23 protein-coding genes and 1 pseudogene are annotated in these 20078 nt (G+C 41.9%); 11 read left to right on the forward strand and 13 right to left on the reverse strand.

Annotated features, from left to right (window positions below; genetic code table 11):
• Positions 1-4 precede the first annotated feature (4 nt).
• The 3 genes from galT to AC0VYC_RS17815 are packed head-to-tail and all read right to left on the reverse strand — an operon-like array spanning position 5 to position 3727.
• A complete protein-coding gene (galT, locus tag AC0VYC_RS17805; protein ID WP_475388953.1) occupies positions 5-1525 on the reverse strand; it encodes a UDP-glucose--hexose-1-phosphate uridylyltransferase in 1521 nt (506 codons plus the stop codon).
• A 31-nt stretch (positions 1526-1556) separates the two neighbouring features.
• A complete protein-coding gene (gene galE / locus AC0VYC_RS17810) occupies positions 1557-2549 on the reverse strand; it encodes a UDP-glucose 4-epimerase GalE (RefSeq protein WP_024719494.1) in 993 nt (330 codons plus the stop codon).
• Positions 2549-3727: a galactokinase gene (locus tag AC0VYC_RS17815; protein WP_411801756.1), complete on the reverse strand. Its 1179-nt coding sequence runs from the start codon at positions 3725-3727 to the stop codon at positions 2549-2551. Before AC0VYC_RS17815 ends, galE begins: the two co-directional genes overlap by 1 nt.
• Before the next feature lie 181 nt (positions 3728-3908).
• On the opposite strand from AC0VYC_RS17815, the gene AC0VYC_RS17820 reads away from it, so the two are divergent.
• Positions 3909-4754, forward strand: a complete 846-nt coding sequence (locus AC0VYC_RS17820) for an AraC family transcriptional regulator (RefSeq protein ID WP_178929755.1) — start codon at positions 3909-3911, stop codon at positions 4752-4754.
• A gap of 34 nt (positions 4755-4788) precedes the next feature.
• Here the strand turns inward: AC0VYC_RS17820 and AC0VYC_RS17825 are convergent, their stop codons facing one another.
• On the reverse strand, positions 4789-5046 hold the full coding sequence (locus AC0VYC_RS17825) for a hypothetical protein (protein WP_008345502.1): 258 nt from the start codon (positions 5044-5046) through the stop codon (positions 4789-4791).
• A 26-nt stretch (positions 5047-5072) separates the two neighbouring features.
• Complete coding sequence (locus tag AC0VYC_RS17830; protein WP_024719496.1) at positions 5073-5456, reverse strand: GtrA family protein; 384 nt, start codon at positions 5454-5456, stop codon at positions 5073-5075.
• A gap of 458 nt (positions 5457-5914) precedes the next feature.
• Between AC0VYC_RS17830 and AC0VYC_RS17835 the strand changes: the two genes are divergently transcribed.
• The 6 genes from AC0VYC_RS17835 (at position 5915) to AC0VYC_RS17860 (ending at position 10302) form a co-directional block, all read left to right on the forward strand.
• Positions 5915-6055, forward strand: coding sequence for an anti-repressor SinI family protein (locus AC0VYC_RS17835; RefSeq protein WP_008345506.1), 141 nt, complete (start codon positions 5915-5917; stop codon positions 6053-6055).
• Positions 6056-6353: 298 nt separating this feature from the next.
• Entirely contained in the window at positions 6354-7043 is a 690-nt protein-coding gene (locus AC0VYC_RS17840) for a class I SAM-dependent methyltransferase (RefSeq protein WP_268372598.1), read from the forward strand.
• Positions 7036-7704 carry a glycosyltransferase family protein gene (locus AC0VYC_RS17845; RefSeq protein WP_058337077.1) on the forward strand — a complete coding sequence of 223 codons (669 nt, stop codon included), beginning with the start codon at positions 7036-7038 and terminating at the stop codon, positions 7702-7704. Before AC0VYC_RS17840 ends, AC0VYC_RS17845 begins: the two co-directional genes overlap by 8 nt.
• A gap of 107 nt (positions 7705-7811) precedes the next feature.
• The gene (locus AC0VYC_RS17850; protein WP_024719499.1) at positions 7812-8126 is read left to right on the forward strand and encodes a DUF485 domain-containing protein; all 315 of its coding nucleotides are present in this window, start codon (positions 7812-7814) and stop codon (positions 8124-8126) included.
• Positions 8123-9661 (forward strand): solute symporter family protein, encoded by a 1539-nt coding sequence (locus AC0VYC_RS17855; RefSeq protein ID WP_007497838.1) that lies wholly within the window; start codon positions 8123-8125, stop codon positions 9659-9661. Before AC0VYC_RS17850 ends, AC0VYC_RS17855 begins: the two co-directional genes overlap by 4 nt.
• 302 nt (positions 9662-9963) lie before the next feature.
• On the forward strand, positions 9964-10302 hold the full coding sequence (locus AC0VYC_RS17860) for a DUF4288 domain-containing protein (RefSeq protein WP_475388958.1): 339 nt from the start codon (positions 9964-9966) through the stop codon (positions 10300-10302).
• A 26-nt stretch (positions 10303-10328) separates the two neighbouring features.
• Here the strand turns inward: AC0VYC_RS17860 and AC0VYC_RS17865 are convergent, their stop codons facing one another.
• From AC0VYC_RS17865 to cidR, 4 genes and pseudogenes are all read right to left on the reverse strand, one after another.
• Positions 10329-10706 carry a nuclear transport factor 2 family protein gene (locus AC0VYC_RS17865; RefSeq protein WP_475388960.1) on the reverse strand — a complete coding sequence of 126 codons (378 nt, stop codon included), beginning with the start codon at positions 10704-10706 and terminating at the stop codon, positions 10329-10331.
• Positions 10707-10816: 110 nt separating this feature from the next.
• A pseudogene (gene thiE / locus AC0VYC_RS17870) lies at positions 10817-11505 on the reverse strand (thiamine phosphate synthase).
• On the reverse strand, positions 11492-12316 hold the full coding sequence (gene thiM, locus AC0VYC_RS17875; protein WP_340958840.1) for a hydroxyethylthiazole kinase: 825 nt from the start codon (positions 12314-12316) through the stop codon (positions 11492-11494). The pseudogene thiE and the gene thiM overlap by 14 nt, the downstream one beginning before the upstream one ends.
• Positions 12317-12333: 17 nt before the next feature.
• Complete coding sequence (gene cidR / locus AC0VYC_RS17880) at positions 12334-13221, reverse strand: cidABC operon transcriptional activator CidR (protein WP_008345526.1); 888 nt, start codon at positions 13219-13221, stop codon at positions 12334-12336.
• Between the two features lie 165 nt (positions 13222-13386).
• Between cidR and AC0VYC_RS17885 the strand changes: the two genes are divergently transcribed.
• Together AC0VYC_RS17885 and AC0VYC_RS17890 are read left to right on the forward strand one after the other, a co-directional pair.
• Positions 13387-13770 (forward strand): CidA/LrgA family holin-like protein, encoded by a 384-nt coding sequence (locus tag AC0VYC_RS17885; RefSeq protein ID WP_475388962.1) that lies wholly within the window; start codon positions 13387-13389, stop codon positions 13768-13770.
• Positions 13764-14444, forward strand: a complete 681-nt coding sequence (locus tag AC0VYC_RS17890; RefSeq protein WP_007497850.1) for a CidB/LrgB family autolysis modulator — start codon at positions 13764-13766, stop codon at positions 14442-14444. Before AC0VYC_RS17885 ends, AC0VYC_RS17890 begins: the two co-directional genes overlap by 7 nt.
• 37 nt (positions 14445-14481) lie before the next feature.
• On the opposite strand, the gene AC0VYC_RS17895 is transcribed toward AC0VYC_RS17890, so the two are convergent.
• Entirely contained in the window at positions 14482-15663 is a 1182-nt protein-coding gene (locus AC0VYC_RS17895) for a class I SAM-dependent rRNA methyltransferase (protein WP_019743483.1), read from the reverse strand.
• Positions 15664-15780: 117 nt separating this feature from the next.
• Between AC0VYC_RS17895 and AC0VYC_RS17900 the strand changes: the two genes are divergently transcribed.
• Entirely contained in the window at positions 15781-16164 is a 384-nt protein-coding gene (locus AC0VYC_RS17900; RefSeq protein WP_008345541.1) for a VOC family protein, read from the forward strand.
• Positions 16165-16250: 86 nt separating this feature from the next.
• On the opposite strand, the gene AC0VYC_RS17905 is transcribed toward AC0VYC_RS17900, so the two are convergent.
• The 3 genes from AC0VYC_RS17905 to AC0VYC_RS17915 all read right to left on the reverse strand — a co-directional run bounded on the left by AC0VYC_RS17905 (position 16251) and on the right by AC0VYC_RS17915 (position 18455).
• Positions 16251-16979 (reverse strand): amino acid ABC transporter ATP-binding protein, encoded by a 729-nt coding sequence (locus AC0VYC_RS17905; RefSeq protein ID WP_007497858.1) that lies wholly within the window; start codon positions 16977-16979, stop codon positions 16251-16253.
• Positions 16976-17620 (reverse strand): amino acid ABC transporter permease, encoded by a 645-nt coding sequence (locus AC0VYC_RS17910; protein WP_039165129.1) that lies wholly within the window; start codon positions 17618-17620, stop codon positions 16976-16978. The genes AC0VYC_RS17905 and AC0VYC_RS17910 overlap by 4 nt, the downstream gene beginning before the upstream one ends.
• 70 nt (positions 17621-17690) lie before the next feature.
• Positions 17691-18455: a transporter substrate-binding domain-containing protein gene (locus tag AC0VYC_RS17915; RefSeq protein ID WP_268372607.1), complete on the reverse strand. Its 765-nt coding sequence runs from the start codon at positions 18453-18455 to the stop codon at positions 17691-17693.
• A gap of 529 nt (positions 18456-18984) precedes the next feature.
• On the opposite strand from AC0VYC_RS17915, the gene AC0VYC_RS17920 reads away from it, so the two are divergent.
• Complete coding sequence (locus tag AC0VYC_RS17920) at positions 18985-20070, forward strand: Rap family tetratricopeptide repeat protein (RefSeq protein ID WP_047946590.1); 1086 nt, start codon at positions 18985-18987, stop codon at positions 20068-20070.
• The last annotated feature ends 8 nt before the right edge of the window (positions 20071-20078 follow it).

Consider the following 20078-nt stretch of genomic DNA (forward strand, 5'->3'; position numbering starts at 1 on the left):
CTCATCACCTGCCTGTATGGAGTGTTTGAATGAAACGTTTAAATGCTGTTTTCCCTTGCTCTGTTCTTTTAAACACACCCGCCTGCGCGAGTATACGAGAAAAAATGAGGCCGATTTCTTTTTGTAAAATGGCTTCTACGTTGTCCTTCGTAAAGGTATTCTCTTCGATCAGACGCGCTGCCCATGATTCGTGCTTCATGATAGACGGGCAGGCTTTGATTTCTTCAAGAGGGTGTTTGGATAGCAGCGCCGCTTTTAGCTGGCTTAATTCCTCTGCTAATCTTCCAGGAAGGACGGCGAGACCCATGACCTCAATTAAACCGATATTCTCTTTTTTAATATGATGAACTTCTTTGTGCGGGTGGAAGATTCCGTCGGGGTGCTGCTTGTCTGTACGATTATTTCGTAGCACGAGATCTAATTCGTACTCATCCCCATGACGACGTGCAATTGGTGTAATGGTATTGTGCGGGGTCTCTCCTGTATGAGAGAAAAGACTCGCTTCTGGATCTGAATACATTTTCCACTCATGTAATATAAAATCTGCTGCCTCCGCAAGCGTCTGCTGGTCGCTACTTTGAAGCCTGATCACTGACATCGGCCATTTCACAATACCCGCCTTCACCCTCGGAAACTTTTCGAGAGAAAACACTTCTTCCATCTTTGCTTTCGCCATCGGAAATTCATGAGCACCACCTTGAAAGTGGTCATGACTTAATATGCTGCCTCCAACAATGGGAAGATCAGCATTTGATCCTATGAAATAGTGCGGATATATAGATATGAAGGAAAGCAGACGCTCGAAGGTCTTTTTAGATATCTGCATTGGTTCATGCTCGCCCTTGAACACAATACAATGTTCGTTGTAATACACATACGGCGAGAATTGCATAAACCACGACTCATTTGTAAGTGTCACCGGAATAATCCGGTGATTCTGTCTTGCTGGGTGATTGATGCGTCCCCCAAACCCTACGTTTTCTTTACAAAGGAGACAAAGAGGATATTGCTTTTGACTAAGCTTTTTGGCTTCAGCGATCGCTTTTGGGTCCTTTTCCGGTTTCGATAGATTAATCGTGATCTCAAGCTCACCATCTTCTGTTGGTGTAAACCACTGCACATTTTTGGCGATTCTGCCGGTATGAATATAGTGGGCATGCTGCTGCATTTCATAAAACCAGCTTGTCGCTGCCTTTGGTCCGCAATGCTTGCGTTTCTCTTCAAACTTTGCATAGATGACACTCGGAGGCGCCACCAAGCAGCCCATGATTTTGGCATCTAATAAATCACGATACGTATCTGTCCCGTCAGGAATAAGACCTGTTTCAACTGCCCAATCGAGCATCGGCATTAAGATGTCTTCAAGGTCGCTGTCTCCTGAGACTGTTCTTGCCTCAGCATCATCGAGACCAAGCACCTCTAGCAGCCGGTTCCTTGTATAATCCATATCTAGTGGTGAGATCAGCTCTTTATTAACCCCATATTGAATCAGCTGTTCCAGCTTTTCAAAAATATCAATCGCCATTCCCTTTGTCTCCTCCCCTGCCTGCTACACGTTACTCACTTTGATAGCCATCTGGATGTTTCTGAAACCAATCCCATGCACTTTGAATGATGGTGTGGAGATCTGCATATTGAGGCTTCCATCCTAGTTCTTTCAGCGCTTTTTCTGATGAAGCAATCAGCTTAGCTGGATCACCCGCACGTCTTTCTGCCACCTGTGCTGGAATGGCATGGCCCGTCACTTCTCTTGCGGCTTCTACGACCTGCTTCACAGAGAAGCCTGTGCCGTTCCCTAAGTTGTACGTCGCGCTTCCTTTTCCTTCACGCAGACGCTCAACCGCTAGAATGTGCGCCTCTACTAAATCCATGACATGAATGTAGTCTCTAATGCATGTGCCATCCTCTGTTTCATAATCATCACCGTAAATCATGATTTGATCACGTTTTCCTAAGGCTACTTGCAGAATAATCGGGATTAAATGCGTTTCTGGCTGATGATCTTCACCGACAATTCCTTCTGTATGAGCACCGGCTACATTAAAATAGCGAAGCACAACATATTCGATACCATATGCCTGCTCAGACCACTTCAGCATTTTTTCAATCGCGAGCTTTGTTTCCCCATAAGGATTCGTTGGGTTCGTCTCATCCGTTTCAACGATCGGTACACGCTTTGGTTCACCATATGTCGCAGCAGTTGAAGAGAATACAATGCGTTTCACATCAAATTCATTCATCACCTGAAGTAAAGCCGTTGCCCCTCCGACGTTGTTGTCATAGTACTTCAGCGGGTCTGTTACACTTTCTCCAACAAGTGAATCTGCCGCAAAGTGCATGACCGCTTCAATGTCATGTGTTTGAAAAACACGTCTTAAAAAAGCGTGATCCCTTAAATCTCCCTCTTCTAATACGGCACCCTTTACGACTGCCTCTTTATGACCTGTCTGCAAATTATCTACAATCACCACTTGTTCTCCTTTAGCCAAAAGAGCCGCTACCGCATGACTGCCAATAAAACCTGCTCCTCCACATACTAAAATTGCCATCAAATGTCCTCCTTCGTTAATTCTCTAGCGCCGCCTCCAATTCCAGCTGTGTAAAAAGAGGCTTGAATGCCTGTTTTTTCTTGATAAATCGCACCTGTTTCTTCTATAAATGAGTCCAGCAGCTCTTCTTTCACAATGCTGACGGTACAGCCCCCAAAACCAGCACCTGTCATACGAGAACCAATCGCCCCTGGATGTTGCCATGCGGCTTCAGCCAGTGCATCTAGCTCAAGCCCCGTGACTTCATAATCATTCTTTAAAGAAAGGTGAGATGCCTTCATGAGTGCACCTAGTTCTTCCATTTTATCATCTTTCAGAAAATTTACTGCTTTCATGGTCCTCTCGTTTTCCGTGATGGCATGTCTTGCACGTCTTCTACACGTTTCATCTTGTATCAAATGTTCATGCTTAGCGAATTCATCCACCGTGAGCTCACATAAATGCGCAATATCTCGTTCTTTTCTAAGATCGTTTAAAGCAGATTGACATTCTGAACGGCGTTCATTGTATTTGGAATCTGCAAGTGTTCGTTTTTTATTTGTATTGGCAATGACAAGTGCCAGACCCTCTTGCCGAAATGGGCTGTATTCAAAGGAAAGCGTGTCACAATTGAGCAAAATAGCGTGACCTTCTTTTCCAAGACTAATTGAAAATTGATCCATAATGCCGCAGTTCACGCCAATAAACTCATTTTCAGCACGCTGCGCAAGAAGGGCTAGGTCGATTTGCGTTACGCCGAATGACGACCATTCATTGATCAAGACAGCCGTGACGAGCTCAATAGAGGCAGAGGATGACAGGCCTGCGCCATTTGGGATATTGCCGGCATACACAATATCAAAGCCATCTTTCACATCCATGCCTGCTTCGATAAACTGTTGGAATACTCCCTTCGGATAGTTCGCCCAGCCGTCCGATTCTGAGAAAGCGATTTCAAAAAGGTCGAACTCTTTCACACCTTCTTCTTCAAAATTCAAGGAATACATTCTGACGCGTCCATCTGATCGTCTTGCTCCCGCAGCATATGTACCAAGGGTGAGTGCACATGGAAAGACATGGCCCCCATTATAATCTGTGTGTTCACCAATCAGATTGACTCTGCCTGGGGCGAAAAAATAGCGGAGTTCTTCCTGATCTCCAAATTGCTGGTGAAATGCTGCTCGTAATGTGTCGATCATATCCATTCCCCTTTTCTCTTCTGATAATCTTATTTTAGTTGCCCTGTCAGCTGAAGTTCAATGGTAAAAAAATCGTTAAAAAATACCCTTTTTTTGCTGTGAATGGTACGATGTGATATGAGGTGTACCATGATTCAAAATAGAAAAAGGTTGTTTTTTGCTGTGAAGGAGGGTTTCCAATTTGAAGAAAGAAGCATTTGCATTTCGTTTTCACCATTCTGATGTGACATTGCCGGCCCAAATCTGGTCTGTTGGCTGGGAAGTTCAATCATCTTCGTTATACAGCTGGAATGGCGTAGAGCGGAAGGATCAGGGCAAGTGCATCTTTCAGCTCACACTGTCTGGACACGGCATGATTGAAATCGGACAGAAACGATTCAAAGTATTGCCTGGACAGGCCTTTCTGGTGAAAAGCCCTAGTGCTTATCAATACTATTTTCCAGAAGACAGTGAACATTGGGAATTTCTCTATTTAACACTTTATGGGGAAACCTGTGACCTTTGCTTTGATCAATTTATCGATCAAGGAAAGCAGGTCATGCGTTTTCATCCGAATTCCAAACCGATCCGCCTGCTAAAGAAGATTTATGATGAAGCCAGTGAAAGACGGATTACCAATCCATTTGAGGGGTCTAGCCTTGCTTATCAATTTGTCATGGAACTGTATTCATATTTGCCAAAGCTTGAGGGACAAATGGAGAAATGGCCTGAGCCCATCGTCCAAGCGGCCTTATTTGCAAGCCACCATTTTCACGAGGAGATTGGGCCTGACGATATGGCAGCTGCGGCACGTTTATCCAAAAGTCATTTTACGAGGGAATTCAAAAAGGCAACTGGCTTCACACCGATTCATTATTTAACCAATATTCGTTTAGAAAAGGCGGAAACGTTACTGAAAACAACGAAATACTCGATTGAAGAAATCGCCACACAGTGCGGCTACCGAAACGCGAATTACTTGAATAAAGTCTTTCGAAAGAAAATCGGCATGTCTCCAAAGCAACTCCGGGAAACAAGCGATGCATAATAAAAAGCAGCCGCTTTTCAATTGGCTGCTTCTTTTACGCTTTCGTCAGGTCAACACGAATTCTCCCTTGTCTTAAAACAATGGTCATTTGCGTATCAGGGGTCATTAAATTTTCTAAAATGTCCGTTGCTGTTTGAAGCGCAATGTCCATCCGGTTGATCTTTTCCTTTTCTTGTTCAGAAAATGCTTCTGGATGTGCGGTCATTTCCTTGACTAGCCTCAACACTTGTTCATGCTGCTTTTCTGTTTGTTGATATATGGCATCATATAATTCGTCTGGCCTGCTGCTCATTTCACATCACCTATCTTTTTCATGTGTTAAATCGCATCTTCTTTTGTTTTCTTGAAGACGAACCATTTACTGGCGACATAATTGACCACGACAATCACAAAGTTAACAAGAATTTTTGCGACGGTTTCGTTGAGCGCCATTTGGCTCACAAATAAAATCATCAGCCCCAGATCTACACCTAGAGACATGAGACGGACACTAAAAAATGAAGAAAGCTCACGCATCAGGCTTTTTGTGTCACGAGCCTTTTGCTTGAAGACATACTTCTTATTGGTGATATAAGCAAAGAGCACAGCAAATACCCATGAAACAACCGTTGCTGTTTTGTAATCCATAGAAAACATCTCAACGAATAAATAGAAGCTGACTATGTTGACAATGGTTGTACACACACCCATGATCAGATACATGACAACTTCTTGATACTTTTGAAAAAGGCTATACATGTCTTTCTTCATTCCTTCTTGGTGAATTCTGTTTCTTTTAGAATACCATCTTAAGAAGAACTTCCCAAACGAACAATATGTGCGTCCTGTAAAGATGAAATTTGTTCACGCTGATGGCATATGTCAACCTTATTGGTTTATATGAGTCAAATGATTTAGGTCTTTATCATTATTTTAATTTATAATCTTTTAACTGACTTTACAATTGTTTATTATGAGAAGTAAGAATTCAATATTTATGGGTTTTTTAGTCATTTTTTTAGGGACGTGGTAGGTGATAGATTTTACAAAATAGGTTAAATGTCATCATTTTTCGACAAAAATCTATTTTTGTACTCCATTCACATACACGTACAGTTACTAGACGGTTTGTTCAAGTCATTGGTTGCAGATGAATATGTCTTATTGAACTGGAGGATATTATGGATACGCAAGTGAAAAGAAGAGTTGACGAAGAGTGGGTTTATTTGATTCAAGAAGCGAAAAAAATTGGACTAGGCATCGAGGAAATACAAGCTTTTTTAACATCCAACGGTGATCAGAAGATGATAAACAAACCGTAATCAACGCCGTTATCCTTTGTCTTTCAGATTGCTTTGGCTAAAGTTCTAACCTGTCAATTGACCTTTTAAACATCCTTTCATGACGATACGCTACAATAATTGAACACCTCATCATACCAATCCCTTCCACTCAATGGGGTTCTGTCTTTCTATTTTTAGGAGGACAGTCCGTTCCCTGTTCTTTATATGACCCCTTTTTAGCTGTCATTCATGAAAATTGCCCATTTTCGTTATAAAACCAAGCTCCCCACCCATATATTAAGCATAAGACACAAGAAAGAAGAAAGGTGGGTGGCGCGTGAGTTCAGATTCCCTATCTTATTATCATCAAAAGAAGGATCAATATTATCACGGTGTGAACCCTGTGATTGTCCATCGTATTCGCAAGGAATGGACGTCTATCTTGGATATCGGATGCGGCACAGGCCAGCTTGGCAAAGTCCTAAAACAACAAGACCGTACCATATATGGAATTGAATCTTTTGAAGATGCGGCAAAGCAGGCTGAGCAGACGCTGGATCATGTTTTATGCGGCAATATTGAACAGATGGCGCTGCCTTATCAGCATGAACAATTTGACTGCATCATTTTCGGAGATGTTCTTGAACATTTATTGGACCCTTGGGCCGTTTTAAAAAAGGTCAAACCCTTTCTAAAAAGGGAAGGGGCCATCTTGTCTTCCATTCCGAATATTGGTCATATTTCAACGGTTTTAGAATTACTAGCCGGGAGATTTACTTATACAGATGCAGGGTTAATGGATCAAACACATTTACGCTTCTTTACCCTTCACGAAATTCATGCCCTCTTTCAGTCAGCCGGATTTCATGTTCGTGAGCTTGAAACCATTCGTGTACAACACCCTTCCTATACGGGCGTCATGAATGATCTACATGAATTACTCGTAAAACATGGCATCCGTTTTGATTTTAACGAGGCAGCGACAGCCTATCAATACGTGGTTGAGGCGGTTCAACTCAATGAGTAGCCCCACCATCTTATTTGTTTTATGTGTAAATGATGAGTCGATGTTCCAAGCTTGCTTCCGGCAGCTTGCTTCACTTCCTGCTCCGCACGGGTATCATGTAGAGGTTTTGCCCATTAGACATGCATCAAGTATGACCTCTGCATACAATGAAGCTCTCACTCATCCTGCACAGTTTAAAATTTACCTTCATCAAGATACACTCATCGTCAAACAGCATATGCTTCTCGAGCTGATTCCACTTTTCTTGCAAAATCCGTCACTTGGCATGCTTGGGGTAATAGGTGCAGAAAGTGTGCCAGACAATGGAATCTGGTGGGAGAGCCATGATTGCAGAGGGAAAGTCATTGAATATCGGCACGACACCTATCAGCTGCTAACGTTTGAATCTGGTCATCCACAGACAGAGCCCCAAGGTTATATCAAAGCTTCTGCTATTGACGGTCTTTTTATGGCAACACAATATGATATCAAGTGGCGTGAGGACCTCTTAGACGGGTTTCATTTTTATGATGTGTCACAATCTTTTGAGTTTGCACAGCAGGGATATGAGGTTGGGATTGCAAGGCAAGAAGAGCCCTGGTGTATTCACAAATGCGGAGATCATTTTGATGCAGAAGCATATGAAAAAGCAAGACAAACATTTCTTGCAAATTATCGATAGAAAGCACCCTTTTCGGGTGCCTTTTTTATGATATACTGTCATAAACAACCAGATCGTCTCATATGCATTGGAGTACCTTGTCCCTAATTCGTACAAAGGAGGAAACAATGGCAGACAAAAACGTTCATTATAAGAAGGTTGCCGCTTCAAAGGATTTTCGAAAACTTCTTGAGGAAAAACGCAGATTTATCGTACCGATGACGATTTTCTTTTTTCTCTTTTACTTTTCACTTCCGGTTGCTACATCCTACTTCACCTTTTTGAACACGCCAGCAATTGGAGCGATCACGTGGGCTTGGTTATTTGCCCTCACGCAATTTGTGATGACATGGGTTTTATGTGGACTTTATGCAAAAAAAGCAGCTCAGTTCGACAAATATGTAAGCGCTTTAAAAGTTGAATCAAGAGGTGATGACGAATGAGTATGACCGCTTTTATTTTATTCATAGCGATCGTAGGGCTCACATTGGTCATCACGTATTTTGCTGCGAAAAAAACCAGCAATGCGAGTGATTTTTACACCGCAGGCGGCGGTCTGACTGGGTTTCAGAACGGCCTTGCCATTGCCGGGGACTATATGTCTGCTGCTTCATTTTTAGGGATCGCCGGCATGATCGCCTTAAATGGATTTGACGGCTTTTTCTATAGTATTGGTTTTCTTGTAGCGTATCTTGTCGTCCTTTATGTCGTGGCTGAACCGCTTCGAAATCTAGGAAAATATACGATGGCTGATATGATTGCTGCACGATTCAAACGCCCTGCCATTCGAGGGGTAGCCGCATTTAACACAATCACAGTCTCAACTTTTTATATGATTGCACAGCTTGTTGGGGCAGGTGCATTAATCAAACTGCTTCTTGGCATTGATTACTGGATTGCGGTGCTGATCGTAGGTGTCTTGATGACCATTTATGTCGTGTTTGGCGGCATGATCGCAACAAGCTGGGTACAGATCACGAAAGCTGTGCTTCTCATGCTGGGCACGCTGATTATTTCGCTGCTTGTGTTTGCCAAGTTTGATTTTAGTCTGCTGAAGATGTTTGAACAGATGAAAACAGCGACCCCGCTTGGTGAAGCTTTTCTTCACCCGGGAAATAAATATGATGTGCCTTTAGAGACCCTGTCTCTGAACCTTGCACTTGTGCTTGGAACAGCAGGTTTGCCGCATATTTTGATCCGTTTTTATACGGTAAAGGATGCCATTTCTGCGCGTAAATCTGTTCTATCCGCTACGTGGATCATCGGGATTTTTTATTTAATGACGGTTTTCCTCGGCTTCGGTGCCGCTGCTTTTGTCGGAACAGATGCAATTACGGCAGCCGATGCAGCAGGAAACATGGCAGCACCACTGCTTGCACAGGCCCTAGGGGGAGATTTATTATTTGCCTTTGTTTCCGCTATTGCCTTTGCGACTATACTGGCAGTGGTCACCGGTCTCGTTTTATCCGCCGCGTCTGCCTTTGCTCATGACTTTTATAGCCAGATTATTCGCAAAGGAAAAGCAAGTGAACGTGAACAGGTGAAGGCGGCACGCTTTGCTTCTATCGGCGTGGCCATCCTTTCCATCATTCTTGCATTATTTGCGCAATCTTTAAACGTCGCTTTTCTTGTGTCACTTGCCTTCGCAGTGGCAGCAAGTGCGAATTTACCGTTGATTATCTTCACTGTCTTTTGGAAACGATTTAACTCAACAGGGGCTATCGCAGGAAGCTTAACAGGTCTTCTGAGCGCACTCCTGATCGTGTCACTCAGCCCAAGCGTCTGGGACCCATCAGGGGCAGCCATTTTCACAGGAGAGCCGCTTATCCCACTATCGAACCCTGGGATTATCTCGATCCCGCTTGGATTCCTTGCGGCTTACTTAGGCACCATTTTCTCCTCTGAAAAAGCAGATGAAGACACCTTTACAGAAATTCAAGTAAAAGCACACACAGGTATGCATATGGATACAGATTGATGAGAAAAAGCCGGCAGAGCAGCCGGCTTTTTCAGTGTTCTTGCTATTTCAAAACTGTACTCAATATGGGATAAATTGGCCTTTTAATCTCTCTTTATATCTTTCTAACTTGTCACATTTCCTCAACGTGATCAACGAACAGCATGTGATGATGATCAGCAGAATTTCATGAACTTCTCCTCTGTTATCAATGATTCTTTTCAACCCTATTACCCCCATAGACTTCAATTCTCTTGTTATTCCTATGTTATCATTTTAAACATATACTGGGAAAGTCACCCCACAAGGAAGAAGTGAAACATATGCATAAATTGTACTCAGCAAAATTATTATTTGAATCTAGCTCCTCACCAAAGGTGAGACCGGATAAAATCTTTGAGGAACGAATCATTTTAGTGAGAGCAAAAAACAATCGAAAAGTGAAACAAATCGTCAAAGACCAATTTCCAGATGAGACATTTGAAAATGGAGATCATGGACAAACAACCACAAAACTAGTAGCCGTACTCGATATCTTTGAGCTAGTCGAAGACTTAGACGAAGGTCCCCTGCATTTAAGCGAAGTGTACAGCCGATATCTTCTTTTTGATCAAGAAACATCTGCTAAAGAAGCGATTGACGCTTATTCGTTAGACAAATAAAAAAAGCCGGCTGCTCTGCCGGCTTTTTAATATCGCTGGAATAACTCTGGGTTTTTCGGGACGTTTTCTAAATAAACGATCTTTCCTTGATCATCCAGCTCCGCAATATCAATGCCTTCTGCTGTATATACACGACCGTCTGTTAACTTTCCGCAAACAGCCCAGTTTGTTTCATACTTCCCATCTTCACGTTTCACCCAGCCATCCCACATATGCTTAATGTCTTCATGTACGTGGAAAAATGTGTTCAAAAACTGCGTGAACGCTTGGATGCCAGGCTTTTCAGCACCATTTAAGACAATCATGACATCATCTGAAAACAATCCCAGCAATTCGTTCATTTGCTCTTGCCCTTTTCCCGCTTCATCATATCGACGAAAATACGTATCGAGCACTTCCATCATTCATTCTCCTTTATTTACCTGTCATTTCGAAAACAATCGAACGATTAGATTGTACACAATTGTATCTCTACTGTCTATTTTTCACGCAGATAAGAAAAGACATGGATGAGTCAATCCATGTCTTTTACAGATGAAAGAGCTGCTTTCTCTGACTCGACAAGAGATGTTAGTTCTTCCGCAGCTTTTTTCGGATCAGCGCTTTGGCTAATGGCGCTGATGATGCTAATGCCATCGGCTCCCGCTTGGATGACTGGTGCCGCATTTTCATACGTGATACCGCCGATGCCCACAATAGGAATGTGAAGACCGTGTTGACGTACTTCGTTGATTAAAGAAACACCTTGGACACTGCGTGTATCCTTTTTTGTCTCTGTAGGATAGACTGGACCCATCCCAACGTAGTCTGCCCCGTCCTTCATCGCTTGCCTCACTTCATCTAGATTGTGCGTGGACACGCCTAATATTTTATTCCCGATTCTTTGCCGTACATCTTGTGCAAGTGTATCTTCCTGCCCAACATGGACACCATCTGCATCAAGATCTATTGCAAGCTGTACATCATCATTTACGATAAAGGGGATATTCGCTTCTTGGCAAAGTGCTTGAATCTGTTGAGCGATTTTTTTCTTTTCTTCACCTTGCAGAGCACCTTCACCCTTTTCACGAAACTGAAACATCGTGATCCGCCTTGAATGGCCTCTTTCACCACATCAAGCGGATGCCGGCTTGTATTCGCTGTTCCCATAATAAAATAAACCGATAATTGCTGTTTGATTAGCTGCTGATCAACCTTCGTCATGCAAAACTCCCCCTATTTTCCCTAACGTGATCACATCTTGACCATTTGTATTGGATAGCGTGTTTAACAATTCGATTTGAAAGGTGCCTGGCCCTTTCTCTTCTGTCTGCTGAGCTGCCTTTTCTGCAGCGACACCATAAAACAGCAGAGCTGATGCCGACGCATGAATGGGCCGTTCCCCTGTTGCACAAAATGCCCCTATGACAGAGGTGAGTAAACAGCCAGTCCCTGTCACCTTGGTTAACCATTCGTGTCCATTATGAATAGATAGAACCTCTTCTCCATCTGACACGACATCCACTTTTCCCGTAATCGCCACAACGGTTTGAAGGGCTTTTGCCGCCTGCTTTGCTAAAGACGATACATCTCCATTTGCCCCTTTTGCATCAACCCCTTTTGACTGCCAGCCATTCACTCCAATTAAATGAGCTATTTCAGCAGCATTCCCTCTGACAACAGTGATGCCCACTTGCTGTAACAGCTGTTTCGCCGCACTCGTCCGAAACGTTGTCGCACCAACACCAACAGGATCTAATAGAACCGGCACACCTTTTTCATTGGCCGCTTGTCCAGCAATGACCATTGCCTCCACTGTATCCTTTGTTAGTGTGCCGATATTCAGCACAAGTGCATCCGCTAATTGCGCCATTTCTGCCACTTCTTCTTTGGCGTTTGCCATGACTGGAGAAGCACCTAAAGCAAGCAGTCCATTCGCTGTAAAGTTCGTCACAACTTGGTTGGTGATATTATGGACAAGCGGATTTTCCGCTCGAACCTTTTCCAAAAGATGAGACACGCAGCTTAATTTCATCTGTATCGTCCTCCCTTTTACTCTGCATCCCACACATAGGATTTTGTATGCTTTAACCATTCTCTTGCAGCAAAGGACAAGTAGCGGTCCTTTCGCCAAATGACACCCAAATGCCACGGAATAGACGGATTTAAGGAAATGATCCTCACTTTATCAGGATCTAGATCACGGCAAATCCGTTCAGGCAGAAGCCCGATTCCAAGGTTCTCAGCAACCATTTCACTGATGAAATCCCATTGTGACGTTTCATAAATAACGTTCGGCCTGAATCCCGCATTCATACATTCATTTAAGATTCGGCTGTGCAGAACGAAATCTTCTCGAAAGAAAATAAAAGACTCTTCCTTTAAATCAGCCAAATGAACCTCATCACGTCCTGCCATCGGATGTGATGGATGGGTGACAAGCTTCATATTCTCTTTAATGATGGTGTATGTATGAAAAATTTTATCATTTGCAGGCAGAACAATGACACCAATATCTAATGATCCATCCTCTACCCCTTCCTCTACTTTAATGGAGCCGTGCTCCACCAATTGAAAGGTGACATCTGGATACTGCTGGCGAAATTCCCCCATCACATTTGGGAAAAAGCTTGATCCAATCATGGGCGGCAGTCCTATTCGGATATGTCCTTTTTTCACATTCATTAAATCATTTAATTCACTCGTTAAATTCTGAAAGGACTGTGTGATTTCACTCGCCTGTGTATACATGGTTTGTCCAGCATCTGTCATTTCAACCTGTCTGCCATTACGGTAAAACAACTGCACACCTAGCTCATCCTCTAGGTTTTTGACCATCTTGGAAATGGTCGGCTGCGACACATAGAGCGATTGCGATGCTTTCGTAAAACTCTTTAACCGTGCCACTTCTAAGAAATATGTTAAATGTCTGATGTCCATATGGTTCACCCTTTCTATAGACAAAAGGAATACTAACTATTCGATATATGTATTTTACCTATAATAGAACGTGCTGTACACTTTAAAGTAAGCTCACCGATTAGAACGTTGTGTTGTTTTTGTGAAACAGTGAACAATTTATATAGAAAAAGGAGTGAACAGAAAGTGCAATTGCTCAAAACGTCGCTGATTGCTACCCTTCAGGTTATGGCTTTATTTGCTTTTGCGAAATTGATGAATGTGCTGGCGGCCTTTTTACATTTAAGAATTCCGGGCACGATCTTAGGCATTCTTGTCATTTTCTTATTACTTCATTTTAACATCATTAAATTAAAATGGATTGAACTTGGCGCCGTATGGTTGCTCGGAGAACTGCTACTCTTCTTTATCCCTTCAGCAGTAGGTGTGATTGATTACGGAACATTACTTTCTCAATCTGGCACAAGTATTGTCCTTGTGGTTTTACTTAGTACCTTTGTGGTCATGCTCTCGACTGGCATGATGACGCAGATGATTGCGAAAAGAAAGGAGCGAAAAAAGCTATGTTAGTTGGCGGACTATTCTTGATCCTAACCATTCTGATCTATCTCGGATCAAAAGCGGTTTATAAACGTCACCCGAAAGTCTATGTCTCCCCTTTACTTGTGACACCGGTTGTTCTTGTGGTCTTGCTGTTAATCGTGAACATTCCTTACGATGCTTACAATCAAGGCGGAAAATGGCTGACAAATATGCTTCAACCTGCGACTGTGGCATTTGCCATTCCTTTATATAAGTATTTTCACATTCTGAAGAAGCATGCAGTAGAAATTATTTTGAATGTGGCTTGCGGTTCTATCGTTGCAATTTTATCAACAGCGTTTATCGCCAAATTGTTTCATTTGGACACGAGTCTGATCGAGAGCCTCGTCCCAAGATCCGTCACAACACCCGTTGCGATGAGTGTGTCTGAAATGATTGGCGGGATGCCGTCCGTTACGGCTGTCTTCGTCATTTTAACAGCATTATTTGGCTCAATCATTGGGCCATTGGTTATCCGTTATTTCCGTATCGATAATGACATTGCAATGGGCGTTCTGCTTGGTACAGGAGCACATGGTGCAGGCACATCGAAAGCCTTTGAACTGAGCTCGGTCTCAGGCACGATCTCAAGTGTGTCCATGATCATTTCGGCCATTATTACATTATGTGCAGCGCCTATCCTGATGTCGTTTGCCTTATAGAAAAAGCCATTTCCCCTTATCGGAAAATGGCTTTTTCTTATGCTTGAATGAAGACAACCTTTAAATAGTTCCCCTCAGGATAATTTTTCGTTGTACGGAAGTCCTCAGGAAGTGTATATTCCTCAAGAATACGATACGTTTTCCCAGATTCTTTAAAGGCCTGTGCAATAAATCCTTTAAACTTTTTCATCCCAAATGCACTGCTATTGGTTGACGCCACAATGACGCCGTTCTCAGCTGTGATCTGGATGGCTTCTTTTAATAGTTTCTTATAATCCTTCGCTGCACTGAATGTGTGTTTCTTCGTTCGTGCAAAGGAAGGTGGGTCCAAGATCACGACATCATAGCTCCAGCCTTTTTTCGCCGCAAACGGGAAATATTTAAAGACATCCATGACTTTGATATCCTGCCCGTCTACATCAATGCCATTCACTTCAAACTGCTCAGATGTTTTTTTCAAACTGCGGTTTGCAACATCTACACTTGTCGTACGGCTTGCCCCGCCAAGCGCTGCTGCTACAGAGAAAGCGCCGGTATAAGAGAACGTATTAAGGACGGTCTTTCCTTTTGCATAGCGATCTCGAATTGCTTTTCGCACATGACGCTGATCAAGGAAAATACCTGTCATCGCACCATCATTTAGATAAACCGCCACGTTCATCCCATTTTCTTTGACGATAAGAGGAAATTCACCTTTCTCCCCTTTTACAAAATCGTCATCTTCGATATATTGTCCAGACGTATCAAATCGCTTCTTTTCATAAATTCCTTTATAGTCAGGGTACACCTGCTCAATCGCAGCCAATACATCTTCTTTTAATGTATAAACACCTTCGCTATACCATTGGATGAGATAGAATCCATCATAATAATCAATCGTGATTCCACCAATTCCATCCCCTTCCCCATTGAACACTCGGAAAGCCGTCGTCTGTGCATCACGAAATAGATGCGTTCTGCTTTTGGATGCCTGTTCAAGTTTAGAAACAAAAAAGGCCTGATCTATTTTTTCGTTAGCGTCAAAGGAAAGCACCCAACCGATGCCTTTATTTTGCACACCATAATATCCTTTCCCTAAAAAAGAGCCTCTTTCATCTACCCATTCAATGAGCTCGCCTTCCTGTACACCGTTCACACGCGACACAGCATCTTTTGAAATAAGCGGATATCCCTTTTTCACTTGTTCTGCAAATGTTTGTTTTAATGAGATTTTTTTCATTTGTGTCATCCTTATCCTAAATTGACTCTCTCTATCCTACCATATGAATGTATACGTTACTTCTATTATGATAAGATGAGGAGAAAAATATCAACTCGACTTGGAGGAGGCTCTTTTTTGACAACATTACGCTTAGATCATACAGGGATTATGGTGACAAATATTGATCAGTCCATTGATTTTTATGAAAAAGTGGTGGGCATGAAATTAAAGGATCGCATCACTCATACAAACGGAGTCATTGAACTTGCCTTTCTTGGCTTTAAAGACGAAGCGGAAACGGAAATTGAACTCATTCAAGGGTATAGCAGCGACCTTCCATCTGAAGGAAAGGTCCACCACCTCGCCTTCACAACAGATAATATTCACGCGGAATTCAACCGTATTCAAAAGCTGCAAATTGAGCTAATAGATGAAGAAATCACAACATTGCCCAATGGCTATTGCTACTTCTTTTTCCGAGGGCCAGACCAAGAGTGGATTGAGTTCTTCCAACGATAATATTTCCTAGGAAATGCATGCGAATCGGTATATTCATTCTCGTCACAAAGAAAAAGAGTAAGAGCATACCTGCTCTTACTCTTTTTTTATAGCACCTTACTAAGAAACAATTTGGTACGCTCGTGCTGTGGGTTTCCAAAGAGTGCTTCTGGTTTGTCTTCTTCGACGATATATCCGCCATCCATAAAGATCACGCGATCTCCCACTTCTCTTGCAAAGCCCATTTCATGTGTGACGACAATCATTGTCATTCCTTCGACTGCTAATTGTTTCATAACAGCTAAAACATCCCCAACGACCTCAGGGTCAAGAGCAGATGTCGGCTCATCGAATAAGAGCACTTTCGGGTCCATCGCCAAAGCTCTTGCAATGGCAACACGCTGTTTTTGTCCACCAGATAATTGGTTAGGGTAACTTTTGGCCTTGTCTTTCAAGCCGACCTTTTCAAGCAAGTCTAATGCTTTATCGACTGCGGCTTTCTTCTCCATCCCTTTTACTTTCACCGGTGCGATCGTGATATTTTCTAACACGGTTTTATGAGGAAATAAATTAAAGTGCTGAAACACCATACCAACTTCTTGTCGTACTTTATTGATATTCACTTTTGGGTCTGTAATCGTATGTCCGTGGACAACAACTTCCCCAGCCGTAATATCCTCTAATTTATTGAGACATCTTAGAAATGTGCTTTTCCCTGATCCTGAAGGACCAATGACACATACAACCTCTTTTTCCTCGATGACTGCATTAATATCCTTTAAAACTTCGTTGTCACCAAAGGATTTCTTTAAGTTTTTCACCGTAATCATACTCATTTCACATCAAATCTCCTTTCTGCGTAGCTAGCCAGTAGAGAAAGTAAATAAATGATCACGAAATAAATGACACCGACAATGAGCCAGACATTCAAAGGATCAAAGGTAGCCGATGCTTGAACTTGTCCCCGCTGCATGATATCAGCAATACCGATAATCGATAAAAGAGAGGTGTCCTTCAAACTGATGATGGCTTGGTTAGTAATGGCTGGAAGCATACGGCGAAATGCCTGTGGAAGGACGATAAAGCGCATGTTTTGTCCACCTGTGAATCCTAAAGAGCGTGCGGCTTCAGTTTGTCCTTTATCGATGGACTGAATCCCTGCACGAATAATTTCTGAGAAATAAGCTCCTGCGTTAATCGCTACTGTAATAATCCCTGCCGGCACTCGGTCAAGTGAAATGAATTCAAGTGTATTTAGCCCAAAATAAATGAAGAATAGCTGTACGATAAATGGCGTACCTCGAATGGCATTGACAAAAATGAGTGAAATAAAGTTCAAGATTTTAAATGGTGACAGGCGGAATAGCGCCACAATCAACCCGATGATAAAACCTAAAATGATAGCAACAACAAAGATATATAAAGTGGTTTGCAAACCCTCCATTAAATACGGAAATGCATTAACAATCGTATCCATGTTTCTCCCTCCCTAATTCACATACGGTTGACACATAAAGAAAGCGCGCTCTGAGCGCGCCTCGCTTGTGTTATGACTTCAAATATTTCTCAATAATTTTGTCATATTCACCGTTTTTCTTTAGGTTTTTCAGCCCTTTATTGATTTTCTTCAATAAGTCCTGGTTTTTCCCCTTCATCACTGAGATCCCGTATTGGTCTCCATTCAAGCGATCTCCAACTGTTTTCAATTTCAAGTCTTGCTGTGCGATCGCGTACGTAATGACAGGATAATCCTCAATTAAAGCATCTGCATTTCCATTAGATACTTCTTGGAACATAGATGGACTGTCATTGAATTGAACTACTTCATACCCATATTTGTCTGCGTTATCTGTTGCAAATTTTGCACCTGTTGTCCCATTTTTAACAGCTAGCTTTTTCCCCTTTAAATCATCAATTGATTTGATGCTGCTGTCCTTTTTCACAACAACTGTCAGACCAGCGTCGAAGTATGGATCTGAGAAATCCACTTTCTTTTTACGCTCATCTGTAATACTCATACCACCCATTCCAACATCAAGCTGACCTGCTTGCATCGCTGGAATAATCCCTGAGAAATCCATTGCTTCAAGCTTCACTTTGAAGTCTTGGTCTTTCGCAATGGCGTTAATTAAATCAACGTCTATTCCCACAGTTTTACCGCCTTTTTCAAATTCAAATGGCGGATATGTTACATCTATCCCGATTTTATATGTGCCTTTGCCTTCTCCCGAACCGCTGTCTGATTTTGAACCACAGGCTGCCATGACGAGCACAACAATTAGTCCCATGATCAGTAACATCGATTTCTTCATAAAACACGACCCCCAATTGTCAGTTTTGTCTAAATATTCGCAACAACAATCTTACTATACCACGCTAAAGCTATACTGTGTGATATTTTTTATCAATACCAAAGATCCATACAATTCTAGATCGATAGTCTCTTTAAATTTTACTTTTTTGCGAATAACTCATTTTATTCTGAAAGAAGCATGTTTCACAATATTCATGTGATATAATCTCACAAAAAATCGCGAACACTCCTTTATAAATAACACTTCTTTCTCACCTATGAAAAAACCCTCTTTCACTGTCTCTCTTCCTCTATTGATATCCTGATATATTTTTTTCAATATCCTCTTTTTACCTAAAAAAATGTAAACGTATACAATTCAGTCGTTACTCCCTATTTTTTTCACTACTGGTTGAATTTACATCAAAAAACATGTTTTACAAATTGAGATAGACCGCTTAAAATATAAGAAGATACTTAATATGGAAAGATGATTCAGACAAATAAGAATCAGCAGAAATGAATAGGTGAAGAAAGGAGGATACCAATTGGCAGAAACAGGTGTTTTGTCATCCGTTGATGTAGCAAATATGCTAAATGACTGGTATGTCTTGATGAAAAAAAGAGACATACAAGAAGCAATACAGCTAAAAGAAGAGATTCTTCAAGCATTTGATCGAATGGAAGAGAATCAAGACGTCTTACTCTACTATCAACTTTTAGAATACCGTTTCAAAGATTTAGTCGAAGATACAGCTTCGTTAGATCACAGTCTTTTTGTGGATGAAAATGCGATTCGTACAGATGATATGCTCAGCTACTATTTCTATTTCTTTAAAGGCATGTATGAAATGCGCAGAGGGAATCAAGATACAGCATTTCACCATTTGAAATTGGCCGAGGATAAATTAGATCTCGTACATGATGACATTGAAAAGGCAGAATTCCATTATAAAACAGGCTGTCTATACTATAATATAAGATCCACACTTCTCTCCATCCACCACTTAAAAAAGGCTTCGTCTATTTACGACGCAGATCCATGTTATGTGAAAAAATCAATCAGCTGTCAAATGATGCTTGCTCTGAATTATGCGGATCAATCGAAATATGATGAGGCAGAAACTTTGTTTGAACAGGTGATTCACTCACTAGAACAGATGGAGGACCCAGATTTACTTGGTCACGCGTATTGCAATGCAGCCTTTATTAAAAGTCTAAGAAATGAATACAGTGAAGCTGTACCGCTCCTAGAAAAGGCTTTATTGATTGAGGCATTCGAAACTTCTTCTCCAGGCGGCTATTTACTGGCCTTGTATGCCTACACGAAAGCGCTGTTTAAGCTGAAAAAGCCTGGTTTGTTCCACTATTATGTACAGCTTTCACTTCAAAAAGCAGAAAATTTAAAACAACGGAACATTTCACTTAAATTATCCATTTTAGAAACATTGATGCTCCAGCCAGACAACATGATTGAGCAGATCATTTCTTATTGTGACCAATTAGAATCTATGAATTTCCTTGTTGATCTTGAGGCTATCTGTCAGGATGTAGCCGCCTACTTAACTGAAAATGGTCTTCCGAAAGAAGCGATGTATTTTCAGAACAAGGCATTGTCATTCAAAACTTGTTAAGAAGATGG

It is taken from the genome of Bacillus sp. iso_77, assembly GCF_056173625.1.